The organism is Xanthobacter aminoxidans (assembly GCF_023571765.1).
In the GTDB taxonomy this organism is placed as follows: domain Bacteria; phylum Pseudomonadota; class Alphaproteobacteria; order Rhizobiales; family Xanthobacteraceae; genus Xanthobacter; species Xanthobacter aminoxidans.
The window spans coordinates 41,474-53,220 of sequence record NZ_JAMJXC010000026.1 but is presented as its reverse complement, the minus strand read 5'-3'; the positions used below and the strand labels follow the sequence as shown (position 1 = coordinate 53,220).

The following is an 11,747-nucleotide window of genomic DNA, read 5'->3' as shown; positions in this document are numbered from 1 at the left end:
CGCCGGTGACGGCCATCGCCCGAAGGCCGGACATGAGCAGATAGTTCTGGACCTCGAACGCGTTCAGGCCGTCCGGCAGGAGATATTTCTGCTCGAAGATGCGGTCCTTGTAGCCGAACTCGACGCCACGCTGGGCGAAGGCGGGCGCCGGGCCGAGAACGGCGAGAATGACAGCGGCGAACGTCGCATTATGGAAATTGGCTGAGAGTTTCATGGTTGCGCTTGTGCACATAATGGACAACTATTAATATACATTTTGTTCGTAGACGGCACAAGGGGTGCCATGAACATTTTGTTCTCATGGATCTCTTTGCAGCCAATCTTCGAGCCCGTGCCGCGGCGCTCAATCTCTCCAACGCCGAAGCCGCCCGCCGGGCCGGCCTGAACGAGCGTCGCTACTTCCATTATGTGAGCGGGGCGAGGGAGCCGGACTTGGCGACGCTGGTTAAGATATCGAAGGCGTTGGGCACGACGCCCGATGCGCTGCTCGGGGTGAAGCGCGAGCCTGAAGACCTGCCTGAGCCGACGGAGCGCTCGAAGCTGATCGACCGCATGGTGTCGGCCGTGAACAATCTGGACGACTACGAACTGGCCATCGCGGTTCAGCAGGTCGAAATCATCCTGCGCCTGCAGGGCGAGAAGGCGGCTGCGACGAAGGCACGCGAATAGCTCGCTAAATGCTGTCCTCGCGCGCACGAGACGACAGAAACGAAATGTGGGGCAGAATGAGGGGCTTGAGGTTAGGTGCCAGGCAAACTTATTGTTTTTATTGAGTTTTTAATGGTATCTGGCGGTGGCCGCAGTCGGCTGCGAACTCGTCTCCGCTGAATTTCCCTGTTTCCCGGTAATTTGCAGGAAATTTTGCCGATTCCGGATTCCATTCATGACTTTGGCTCGTATATAATATTGATATCATGATTTTTCTCACAAGATCCCATAAATCGGAACAGCGAATAGTTTTTCCGAGAACAGGGAACGTGCAAGCGCCTGTAGGGAAAGGTCCACCGAGATCGGTTCTATCGCTCAATGCGTCTTGTCCAGCGCTATCGTGCCGCTAATCTGACACGCCGGAACACACCGCTGGGCGCCCTGTGTCCGTGAGCAGCCTCACCTGCGGGCCTTCAGTCCCATGAGCCCGGCCACCAGGGTCCGCAGTGTCTCCGATGTCCCGGCCGCGATGGTCGCCGAGCGGGCATCCCGATAGTGCCTCTCCATGGCATATTCGGTGCTCAGCCCGTAGGCCCCCATGATCTGCACGCCCTGGCCGGCCACCTTCACGAAGGTTTCGGAGGCGAACAGCTTGGCCTCGGTGATCTCGCGCAAGGCGTCGCGCCCCCGGGTCACGAGGAAGACGGCGCGCAGCATCAGCATCCGTGCCGCGTCTACCGCCGTCTGCATGTCTGCGACGGCGTGGCCGATGGCCTGGAAGCTGCCGATCGGCGCGCCGAACTGATGGCGCTGGCGCGCATAGGCCACGGCGAGGTCCACCACCGCCTGCGCGCCGCCGCAGCTGCTCGCGGCCGAGACCGCCCGTTCCAGCTGAAGTCCGGACATGAGGCAACCCCATCCACCGCCCTCTCCGCCGACGAGGCGGGTGGCGGGCACGCGGACATCGTTGAAAAAGACCTCATAGGTGCCCGTGCAGCGCCGTCCCAGCATCTCCAGCTTGCGCAGTTCCACCCCGCTCGTGTCATTGTCCACCAGCAGCAGCGACATGCCGTCCCGGAACGGCGCGTTGCGATCCGTCTTCAGATAGACGTTGAGCACCGCATCCTGGAGACCGGCGCCGGTGTTCCAGAGCTTCTGGCCGTTGACGACATAGTCCTCGCCGTCCTGCCGGGCGTGGGTGGTCATGGCGCCCACGTCGGTTCCGGCGCCGGGCTCGGAGATGGAGATCACGTGTTTGACGGCACCCGACATGATGCGCGGCAGCCAATACTGCTTCTGGTCTTCGCTGCCCTTGCGCAAGACGTTGAGGCCGCAGAACACCGTGCTGGAATAGTTCATCGACAGGTCTGTACTGAAGCGCGAGATGGCCTCCACCGCCAGCGCCACGTCCATAGCATCGCCGCCGAGGCCGCCATATTCGACCGGGAAGGGCAGCTGAAGCAGGCCCGCCGTCACCCATTCGCGATATAGCGCCTCGGGAAAGCTACGCGCCGCATCCCAGGACCGCAGCCGTTCCTCGGGTGCATGCCGCCGCATGAGGGTGTCGATGCTGGCAACCAGCAGTTCCTGTTCCTCGGTCAGGTCGAGATCCATGGCGCCCCCCTCAGCGCACGACGATCAGCGCGTCGAGGGGGAGCGCGCCCTCCCCCTCGGCGAATACCATCAGCGGATTGATATCCACCTCCGCCACCTCCGGATGGGCGCGCATGAACGCGCCGAGCGCGGCGGCGATCCGCCCCACCGCCGTCACGTCGCGGGCCGCGGAGCCGCGGAAAGGGCCAAGCACCTTCGCACTCTTTAGCTGCCGGAGGGCGAGGACGATATCGGCCGGCTCGGTGTCTGCGGGAACAAGGCGGACATCGCCCAGCGCCTCCGCGAACACGCCACCGAGCCCCACCGCCAGCACCGGTCCCCAATCGGGATCATTGCGGGCGCCGAGGATCAGCTCCGTGCCGGCCGGCGCCATGCGCTCCACCAGCACGCCATCGAGCGCGATGCCCGGCGCCGCCGCGGCAACGTTGGCGTTGAGCTTCTCCCAGCCCTCAGCCAAGGCGACGGGATCGCGCAGGTTCAGCACCACCCCGCCCACGTCGCTCTTGTGCGGCAGGCCGGGAGCCTGCGCCTTCAAGGCCACCGGATAGCCGAGCGACTCGGCCGCGGCACCCGCCGCCTCGACGGTAGGGGCGAGGATACGCGGCGGCATGGGCACACCGGCGGCCTCCAGCACGGATTTCGACGCATATTCCGGCATCACCCCCAGCGGGAGGGGCTCGCCGGCCGGAACGGGCGCACTTTCGCGCACCGGCCGAGCGGCCCAGGCCGAGAGGCGCGCGAGGGCGCGCAGGGCGCGCTCGGGCGAGCGGAAAAAGGGCACGCCCAGAGCGCGCACGGCATCAATGTATGCGTCGCCGATGCCTGCATCGTCGCCGAGCATGGCGAAGATCAGCGCCCGACGGTCGGCAAACGTGCGAATGAGGTCGAGCAGCGGCGGCATCTTCCGCTTCGCCATGCCCGGACTGGTGAGGCTGATCGCAAGCAGCACGGCGCCGCTGCGCGGGTCTTCAAGCAACGGCGCAAGAGCACGCGCGTAGAGGCTCGGATCCACCAGAGCCTGGGCGGTGAGGTCGAGCGGATTCACTGGCAGGATGAGGCCTGGCGCGAGGCTTGCCAGGGCCTGCGCGACCTGCCCCTCGGGCTGGGGCAGGACGAGGGCGATCTCCTCGCAATAGTCCAGGATGAGGGCCCTGAGCGCCCCGGACTCGCCTAGGACCGAGACGCCGCCGAACGGCCGCTGCCGGCATCGCTGCAGACATTCGCTGAGGTCGATGAGTTCCTCGAGCGTGTCGGCCACGAGCACTCCGGCGGCCTCCGCCAACGTGCGCATGACGGCATGATCGCCCGCCATCGCGCCGGTGTGGGTGCGCGCCGCCTCCCGCGCCGCGCCCGACTTTCCCGGATGCAGCAGCACAATGGGCTTGCCCGCCGCATGCGCGCGCCGGGCGAGGTCCAGAAATCTACGCCCTTGACGGAAATGCTCCACGACAAGGACGATCACCCGTGTCTCGTCGTGGTCCACAAGGTATTCGACATAGTCCTCCACTCCGCTCGCCGCCTCGTTGCCGGTGGAAACGGAGAGCGACACGTCGAGACCGCGCCCGTGGAGTGCTGCGCGCACGCACGCCGCCATGATGCCGCTCTGGGAAACGACGGCGATGCCGGGTCCCGCCAGCGGATGCGGCTCGGTGGCGCTGAAGCTGAGGGGAATGCCGTCCGCATAGTTCAACGTGCCGAGACAGTTCGGTCCCTCGATGACCATGCCCGTGGCGCGGCTGATGGCGGCGAGCTCTGCCTGCGCCGCCCGGCCGTCCGCGTCCTGCTCGGCAAAGCCGGCGGCGAAGATGATGACGCCGCCCACCTTGCGCGACGCGCAGCCTCTGACCGCCTCCAGGACCCCCGCGGCCGGAATGGCGAGCACCACGCAGTCGACGCCCTCGGGCAGATCCGCCGTGGATCGCACGCAGCGCCTGCCGCGGACCTCGGCCTCGCGGGCGTGGACCAGATGGATGTCGCCGGCAAAGCCGAAGCGTTCGAGATTGTCGAGCACATCGCCGCCGAGCGATCCGGGCTTCGATGAGACCCCGACGATGGCCACCGAGCGGGGCCGCAGCAGCCGGTCGAGGGGCCGGCGCGCGGGGCGCACTTGCTGTTCCAAGGTTTCCTCCCTGCCGGCGCGGGCCGATGCCCGGCGCCGGTCCTGTTTTCCCTGCCCCCGCGCGCCCTGTGGCCGGGCGCTGCATTCTCTTCGCGAGGCTGCCACAGGAGTAGCCCGAACGGCAGCGCCCGAACGTCAGCGCTGATAGGCGCCGAGGCCGGGCTTGTAGGTCTTGTCGTCGAGGAACTGTTTCAGGCCTTGCTCACGCCCGCGCTCCGGGTCGAGCGCCGTGGTCTGGTCGCCCTTGGCGTGCAGATATTCGGCCGCCTGCTCCCAGCTCATGTCCTGGGCGAAACGGTAGGAAATCTTGGTCGCGCGCAGCACCGCGGGATTCTTGCCGAGCAGCACCCGCGCCAGCGCCCGGGTGCGCTCCACCAGTTGCGCCGCCGGAACGGATTCGTTGACGAGGCCGAGTTCGGCCGCCTTGCGTCCGTCGAACTGCTCCCCGGTCATGGAGTAATAGAGCGCCTGCCGATGGTTCATCAAAGTCGAAATGGCCTTCGGCACCACGCCGCCCGGGATGATTCCCCAGTTGATCTCGGAGAGACCGAAGACCGCCTCGTCCGCGGCAATGGCCAGATCGCAGCACACGAGCGGCGTGAAGGCGCCGCCGAAGCACCAGCCGTTGACCATGGCGATGGTGGGCTTGCCGTAGACCATCAGCTTTCGGAACTGCCAGTCTCGGTTCTTGCGGTAGGCCTGGATGCGGTCCACGTCCGACATGGCATCGACCGTCCGGAAGAAGCCCTTGAGATCCATGCCGGCGGACCAAGCCTCGCCCTCTCCGGTGAGCACCACCACCCCGGCGCGGTCATCGACCTCAAGCGCGTCCATGACCTCGTTCATCTCATAGGCGAGTTCGAGGCTCATGGCGTTGCGCTTCTCGGGGCGATTGATCTTCAACCAGGCGATGCCGTCCTCGAACTCCACCTTCACCGTCTTGCCGCCCGGAACCTGCCGCTCAGCTGCCTGCGCGTCGTTGCTGCCCATGATCGTGTCCTTTCCCTGCGGTGATCGTCCCCCGCCCAGTGACCGGCGCGAAGATGCTCAATAATCAGGATACCTGATATCAGGTATCCTTATATCTGCGACGCGATCGGCGTCAACGCAAAAAATCCCGCGGCGGAGACACCTTCCCGCAGGCGGAAGCAAAGCAGGTCGGCGCGGCGCGACGATTCAGGCGGGATTGCCGCGCCAGAAGCCGCGGGCGCGGAGCACGTCCACCTGCTCGGTGATGGCCTTGCGCACCTCCACGAGCGCCCGGGAGATCTGGGTGGATCGGCGCTCGGCCATGGCCAGCGTCCAGTAGAGCGGGGGCGTGAAGGGAATGGTCTTCAGCGTCCCGGCATTCACTTCCTCATAGACGCCCGCATAGCTGAAGGCAGTGAATCCGAGCCCTGCCTCCACCACCGCCTTGGTGGCGCGCATGCCGTCGATCTCGGTCACGATGTCGAGCGCGACGCGGTGCTCGGCCGCGGAGCGTTCCATGAGCGCACGCAGGCTGTGCGTCGGTCCGGGCAGGACCAGCGGCAGGGCGCCGATCTTCTTCAGTCGGAAACGCCCGCGACCCATGGTGCCCTCCGGAAAGGGCGGATGGTCCGCGGGGGCAATCAGGTAGACCGGCTCCCGCAGGAAGGGCGTGATCACCAGTTCCGCGCTCTCCTCCGGATTGTAGAGAAGAGCGATCTCCACGCGTCCTTCGAGGAGCCAGTCGTGGATCGCCCCGCTGAACCCCTCGCGGATGTGCAGCCTCACCCGCGGGAAATTGCGCCGGATCTGGGCGAGGACCAGCGGCGCCAGCACGGTGGCAGTGGTGGGCGGAAGGGCTATGCGGATCTCCCCGCTCGCCTCCTCCGCCCGAGAGAGCATGTCGCGCTCGATCTCCTTCAGTTCGGCGACGAGGCCGCTGGCCCGGTCGAGCAGCGCGATGCCGTGCTCGGTCAGCCGCACGCCGCGGCCGTGCCGCTCCAGGAGGCGCACGTTGAGGTGATGCTCCAGCCGCGTGACGCGCTTGCTCAGGGCGGACTGGGCGACCCGGCGCTGGGTGGCCGCACGGGAAAAACCGCCGTGCCGCGCCACCAAGATGAAGGCTTCCAGATCCTCGAAGTTCATGGCCGGATGTCCGAAGGGGCTGGCAGTTGCGCCGGGCGCTTCACGGGTCAGCCCGCCTCGTCCGTATCCGGCGAAAGGGCATTCAGCATGCGCTTCAGGGTCACGCGGAAACGCTCCAGCTCGTCGGCCTCGATGTCGGCGAAGAGGTCCGCCTCCAGCGCCTGCACCATGGCGTCGCAAGCATGCAGCGTGGCATCGCCGGAATCGGTCAGCGTGATGCGCAGCGTGCGGCGGTTGCGGGGATCGGGCGTGCGGCAGATCAGGTCCCGCCGCTCAAGGGCGAAGATCACCTCGTTCATGGACTGGGGCTTCACATGATAGTGCCGTGCAATGTCGGCCGACGAGAGCTGTGCGCGGCCCTTCAGCAGGCTGAGGATGGTGTATTGCACCCCGGTCAGCCCCGCCGGCGACAGCACCTGATCGATGCGCCCGCGCACCGCATAGTGCGCGCGCGACAGGAGGTAGAGCGTGCGCGTGGACGCAGGCGCGCCTCCTGGGCGGGGCGCTGCCTTCGCGGGCTTTGCCGATCTGCGCGGCGCCACGGCCTTCGATTTCGCTGTCGCCATGGCCGGGTCGGCCCTTCTGAATAAGGAAGCCTGATACCGAATGCTAGCCGATGCCGGGCGCCGCGACAATGCGGGTGCCGGAGCCTCGATCGTTCTCGATCCGAGATCGGTTCCATCCCTCTATGCGTCTTGTTCGACGGCATTGCGCCGCTATCGTGACCCATGACGAACGCAGCTGCGGACAGGTCGTTTCCGGTTGTCTGCGGTCCTTGCGCAAATATCCGACGAGAAGAAATCCGCGATCTACCGCTGCGCCGCAGCATGAATGACCCGCGGTGCGGAAGGAGATCCTAGATGAAGCTGGTGCGTTTCGACGGTTGGCGTGTGGGCGTGACCGACGGGGTGAAAATCGTCGATCTCAGCGCCCTGTGCGGCGCCTCCGAGGCGGATTGGCCGCCTGTCGCGATGAACCGGCTGATCCGCGACTTCGATGCGCTGCGACCGCGCATCGCCGCCCTGCTTGCGGGGGAGGCGGGCGTACCCCTCGCCAGCGCGCGGCTCGAAACGCCGGTGCCGTGGCCGAACAAGCTCGTCGCATTCCCGGTCAACTATCACGACCATGCACGAGAGATGGCCTCGACCGGCCTCGCCAACATCCAGGGCTTCTTCCTGAAGGCCAATTCCTCGCTCTGCGGCCCGCACGACGCCATCGAGCTACCGGACCTGCCCGGCCGCCAGATCCACCACGAATGCGAGATCGGCCTTATCATCGGCAAGACCGGACGCGAGATTCCGCCCGAGAAGGCGCTCGACCACGTGTTCGGCTATTGCTGCCTGCTCGACATCACCGTGCGCGGCAAGGAAGAGCGGGTGATGCGCAAATCCTACGAGACCTTCACGCCGGTCGGCCCCTGGATCGTGACGGCAGACGAGATCGCCGACCCCGGCAATCTCGACATGCGGCTTTGGGTGAACGACGAGTTGCGGCAGTCGGCCAACACGCGCGACCTCATCGTCGACATCCCGAACATGATCGCCATCACCTCCTCCGCCACCACGCTCCATCCCGGCGACATCTTCGCCACCGGCACGCCTGCGGGGGTGGGACCCATCGTCGATGGAGACGTGGTGACGATCGAGGTCGGCGGCGTCGGGCGCATGAGCATGCCGGTGGTACAAGGCCGGCGCGGGCACAACGTCGTCTTCGCCAAACCCTACGATTTCCAGAAGATGCCTGTCTGAGGCGAGGCAAAAGATGAAAAGCACGACAATCTCCGAGATCCGCGCCGCCGACAGCCTCGACGATCTCTACAGGATCTTCAACGAGAACTGTCTGACGGCGGGCTGGCACAAGAAGCGCTCCTCCCTGTGGCCCGAGCCGCGCACTGCGTTCCGCCCGCGCAACTGGCGCTACGCCGAGGCCGCCGAGGCCATGGACCGCGCTGGCGAATGGATGAGCACCGAGGATGCAGAGCGCCGCAACCTGCTCATGTTCAACCCGGTCGACGACAACGACTACGACACGGTACGCACCATCGTGTGCGCTTACCAGATGATCAAGCCGGGCGAGTATGCCCGCGCCCATCGCCACACTGCCAACGCCATGCGCCTCATCCTCGATGCGCAGGAGGGCGTCCATACGGTGGTGAACGGCCTCAAGCTGCCCATGCGCGCCGGCGACTTCCTTCTCACCCCCAACTGGCACTGGCACAGCCATTTCAACACGGGCGGCGCCAACGCCTACTGGATCGATTTCCTCGATGTGCCGCTGGTGCATCGGCTGGAGCCGATGTTCTGCGAGAACCTGCCCGGCGGGCACCAGACGGTGGTCAAGGAGCCCGATCCGGAGGCATCGCCGTTCGTGTTCCCGCTGGCGGCGATGCGCGCGCGTCTTGCCTCCACGCCGCGGAGCCCGGACGGCAGCCGGCGCCACCGCATCGATATCGAACGGCATATCCCCACGCTCGCCGTGACCTATACCGAGATCCCCGCCGGGGCCGAGAGCGCGACGCCGCGCACCACGGCGAGCCGCATCTTTGCAGTGATTGAAGGCGAGGGCTCCGCACAGGTGGGCGGACATGACTTCGCGCTCACCCGGGGCGACGTCTTCTGCGCCCCCTCCTGGCACGCCTCAAAGGTAACGGCGGCCACGGACATCCTCGTCCTGGAGGTCAATGACGAGCCGACGCTCAGCAAGCTCGGCTTCCTCATCTCCGACGCCGCGCGGCCTGCCTGAGGGCCCCCTTCGCATCAACTGCCGGAACCGCCGGCCACCCGCCCCCCCCCCCGCGCGTTGCGGTACGGGAGCGGGTGACGGCGTCCGCAACCAAACGAGAGTGTCATGGGATCGCAATCGGGTCGTATCCTGCTCGCCGGTGGCGGCATCGGAGGCATGGCGGCGGCGCTGTCGCTGCTCCGGCGCGGCTTCGACGTGGACGTGTACGAGCAGGCCGGAGCCCTGCGCGAGGTGGGGGCCGGCGTGCAGATCAGCCCTAACGGCAACCGCGCGCTCCAGACTCTCGGCGCCTTCGAGCCGCTCCGGGCCCTGTCCTGCGATGCCGACGGCAAGGAAATCCGGCTCTGGAACAGCGGCCAGACCTGGAAGCTGTTCGATCTCGGCAAAGAGGCGGAAGCCCGCTACGGCTTCCCCTATCTCACCGTGTTCCGGCCAGACCTGCTGCAGGTGCTGATGGACGAGGTGCAGAAGCTGAAGCCGGACGCCCTGCACCTCGGCAGCCGGGTCGCCGGCCATGTCGAGACAGGGGAGAAGGTGGCACTCCTGCTGGAAGACGGCACGCGCATCGAGGGCGACGCGCTGATCGGCGCCGATGGCGTGCATTCGCGCATCCGCCGGAGCCTGTGGGGCGACAGCGCGGCACAATTCTCCGGCATGATGGCGTGGCGCGGCGTCATTCCCATGGAGCGCCTGCCGGACCACATGAAGCGCCCGGTCGCGACCAACTGGGTGGGGCCTGGCGCGCACGTCGTCTGCTATCCCCTGCGCGGCGGCGCGCTGATGAATTTCGTCGCCACGGTGGGCCGCGACGACTGGCAGGTGGAATCCTGGAGCACGCAGGGCACACGGGAGGAATGCGCGACGGACTTCGCCGGCTGGCACCCGGACATCCAGACCATGATCGCCACCGCGCCCTCCCTGTTCAAATGGGCGCTCATGGGCCGCCCGCCCATGGCGGCGTGGACGCGCGGGCGAGTGACGCTGCTCGGCGACGCCTGCCATCCCACCCTGCCCTTCCTCGCCCAGGGCGCAGTCATGGCCATCGAGGATGCGGTGGTGCTGGGGCGGAGCTTCGAGAGGCACGCAGGCGACATTCCAGCGGCACTGGCGGGCTACGAGGCGGCACGCATCGAGATCACCGCCCGCAAGGTGCGCGGCGCCTCGGCCAATACGGAACGCTTCCACAACGCCGCCCTCGCCACGCAGGACGGCGCCGAGGCCTATGTGAACAAGGAGTGGAGCCGCGCGGCGATCCTCAACCGCTATGAATGGATCTTCACCTACGACGTCGACACCGTGGCGGTGTAGCGAGCGGATGGGAAGAGGGGCCGGGCCCCAAGGCCGGACCACAACGGGGCGGGCGGCGATCCGCCGGCAAGCGGGCCGGACGACGCGCGCGCTCCCAAAGATCAAGGCCGGCTCGATCCGGCTCCAGGGAGGACCAGGATGTTCCGCTTCATTGCCTCAGTGGCCTGCGCCTTATCGCTGCTCGCCGCGCTCCCGCACCCACCCGCGGCAGCGCAGAATTTTCCATCCCGCGCGGTGACGGTGATCGTCCCGTTCGCCGCGGGCGGACCGACCGACGCAGCAGGCCGCATCATCGCGCGTGCCATGCAAAGCCTTTCGGGCGAGCCATTCGTGGTGGAGAACGTGGCCGGCGCGGGCTCCACAATCGGCGCCGCCAAGGTCGCCCACACCCAACCGGACGGCTACACGCTGCTGCTCGCAACATCGAGCGCCATGGTGGTGGCGCCGCATCTCTACGCGAAGATCACCTACGACGGGTTCAGGTCCTTCGCGCCCATCGGGCTCATCACCGAGGCCCCCTTCATCCTGCTGGTGCCTGCGAATTCCCGGTTCGACAGCTATGACGCGCTCGTCGCATACGCACGGGCTCATCCCGGACAGCTGAACTACGGGACCCCCGGCCTCGGCACCGTCCAGCATCTTGGCCTCGAGCGCCTGCTGGAAGCCAGCGGCGTGAAGGCGGCCCATGTACCCTACAAGGGCACCGCCCCCTCGCTCATCGGCTTCCTGGGCGGCGAGGTGGACTTTATCGTCGAAACGCCGAACGCGGCCATGCCCCTGATCAAGGGGGACCGCGCGCGGGCGCTGGCAGTGACGGGCCCGGCCCGCCTGCCCGCCCTTCCCGACGTTCCGACCGTCGCGGATCTCGGAGTGAAGGGGGCTGACATGCGCTCCTGGTTCGCCCTGATGGCGCCGCGGGACACCCCGGCTCCCGTGCTTGCCACCCTGCGGTCGCTGCTTGAAAGGTCCCTCGCCGACCCGGCGAACGTGAAGGCGCTCCGCGAAGCGGGCTTCGAGGTGGCGACAATGGACCTGCCGTCCCTCCATAAGATGATGGAGCAGGAATACGGCCAGTTCGGCCAGATCATCAAGGCTCAAAACCTGGTCATCCGCTAGACGACCAGCCCATTGCGAGGGCGCGGCAACCCCGCCGGGGGAGCGCGCCCTCTCTTGCCGAAGAGCCCTCCAGAGCTTTCTCCGCCGG

The 11,747-nt window shown here is 66.8% G+C and carries 11 protein-coding genes; 5 read left to right on the top strand and 6 right to left on the bottom strand.

Annotated elements, in window-relative coordinates; genetic code table 11:
• A partial coding sequence (locus tag EJ105_RS25240; protein ID WP_250168508.1) for a hypothetical protein occupies positions 1-214 on the bottom strand: 214 nt, incomplete at its 3' end.
• Positions 215-300: 86 nt separating this feature from the next.
• Between EJ105_RS25240 and EJ105_RS25235 the strand changes: the two genes are divergently transcribed.
• Positions 301-669 carry a helix-turn-helix domain-containing protein gene (locus EJ105_RS25235; RefSeq protein WP_250168507.1) on the top strand — a complete coding sequence of 123 codons (369 nt, stop codon included), beginning with the start codon at positions 301-303 and terminating at the stop codon, positions 667-669.
• A 438-nt stretch (positions 670-1,107) separates the two neighbouring features.
• On the opposite strand, the gene EJ105_RS25230 is transcribed toward EJ105_RS25235, so the two are convergent.
• From EJ105_RS25230 to EJ105_RS25210, 5 genes are all read right to left on the bottom strand, one after another.
• Positions 1,108-2,262, bottom strand: a complete 1,155-nt coding sequence (locus tag EJ105_RS25230; RefSeq protein ID WP_237354722.1) for an acyl-CoA dehydrogenase family protein — start codon at positions 2,260-2,262, stop codon at positions 1,108-1,110.
• A gap of 10 nt (positions 2,263-2,272) precedes the next feature.
• Positions 2,273-4,381, bottom strand: a complete 2,109-nt coding sequence (locus EJ105_RS25225; RefSeq protein ID WP_250168506.1) for an acetate--CoA ligase family protein — start codon at positions 4,379-4,381, stop codon at positions 2,273-2,275.
• A gap of 135 nt (positions 4,382-4,516) precedes the next feature.
• On the bottom strand, positions 4,517-5,371 hold the full coding sequence (locus EJ105_RS25220; RefSeq protein WP_250168505.1) for a p-hydroxycinnamoyl CoA hydratase/lyase: 855 nt from the start codon (positions 5,369-5,371) through the stop codon (positions 4,517-4,519).
• Between the two features lie 186 nt (positions 5,372-5,557).
• Positions 5,558-6,493: a LysR family transcriptional regulator gene (locus tag EJ105_RS25215; RefSeq protein WP_250168504.1), complete on the bottom strand. Its 936-nt coding sequence runs from the start codon at positions 6,491-6,493 to the stop codon at positions 5,558-5,560.
• 47 nt (positions 6,494-6,540) lie between these two features.
• A complete protein-coding gene (locus EJ105_RS25210; protein WP_250168503.1) occupies positions 6,541-7,059 on the bottom strand; it encodes a MarR family winged helix-turn-helix transcriptional regulator in 519 nt (172 codons plus the stop codon).
• Between the two features lie 294 nt (positions 7,060-7,353).
• On the opposite strand from EJ105_RS25210, the gene EJ105_RS25205 reads away from it, so the two are divergent.
• From EJ105_RS25205 to EJ105_RS25190, 4 genes are all read left to right on the top strand, one after another.
• Positions 7,354-8,241, top strand: coding sequence for a fumarylacetoacetate hydrolase family protein (locus EJ105_RS25205; protein WP_250168502.1), 888 nt, complete (start codon positions 7,354-7,356; stop codon positions 8,239-8,241).
• Positions 8,242-8,254: 13 nt separating this feature from the next.
• Positions 8,255-9,235, top strand: a complete 981-nt coding sequence (locus EJ105_RS25200) for a cupin domain-containing protein (protein WP_250168501.1) — start codon at positions 8,255-8,257, stop codon at positions 9,233-9,235.
• 105 nt (positions 9,236-9,340) lie between these two features.
• Positions 9,341-10,543, top strand: coding sequence for an FAD-dependent monooxygenase (locus EJ105_RS25195; RefSeq protein ID WP_250168500.1), 1,203 nt, complete (start codon positions 9,341-9,343; stop codon positions 10,541-10,543).
• 138 nt (positions 10,544-10,681) lie between these two features.
• Positions 10,682-11,659 (top strand): Bug family tripartite tricarboxylate transporter substrate binding protein, encoded by a 978-nt coding sequence (locus EJ105_RS25190; RefSeq protein ID WP_250168499.1) that lies wholly within the window; start codon positions 10,682-10,684, stop codon positions 11,657-11,659.
• Positions 11,660-11,747 lie beyond the last annotated feature (88 nt).

Excerpts from the sequence above, each read along its gene's own strand:
- EJ105_RS25235 (WP_250168507.1), top strand. The coding sequence starts at position 301 with ATGGATCTCTTTGCAGCCAATCTTCGAGCCCGTGCCGCGGCGCTCAAT.
- EJ105_RS25230 (WP_237354722.1), bottom strand. The coding sequence starts at position 2,262 with ATGGATCTCGACCTGACCGAGGAACAGGAACTGCTGGTTGCCAGCATC.
- EJ105_RS25220 (WP_250168505.1), bottom strand. The coding sequence starts at position 5,371 with ATGGGCAGCAACGACGCGCAGGCAGCTGAGCGGCAGGTTCCGGGCGGC.
- EJ105_RS25215 (WP_250168504.1), bottom strand. The coding sequence starts at position 6,493 with ATGAACTTCGAGGATCTGGAAGCCTTCATCTTGGTGGCGCGGCACGGC.
- EJ105_RS25210 (WP_250168503.1), bottom strand. The coding sequence starts at position 7,059 with ATGGCGACAGCGAAATCGAAGGCCGTGGCGCCGCGCAGATCGGCAAAG.
- EJ105_RS25205 (WP_250168502.1), top strand. The coding sequence starts at position 7,354 with ATGAAGCTGGTGCGTTTCGACGGTTGGCGTGTGGGCGTGACCGACGGG.
- EJ105_RS25200 (WP_250168501.1), top strand. The coding sequence starts at position 8,255 with ATGAAAAGCACGACAATCTCCGAGATCCGCGCCGCCGACAGCCTCGAC.
- EJ105_RS25195 (WP_250168500.1), top strand. The coding sequence starts at position 9,341 with ATGGGATCGCAATCGGGTCGTATCCTGCTCGCCGGTGGCGGCATCGGA.
- EJ105_RS25190 (WP_250168499.1), top strand. The coding sequence starts at position 10,682 with ATGTTCCGCTTCATTGCCTCAGTGGCCTGCGCCTTATCGCTGCTCGCC.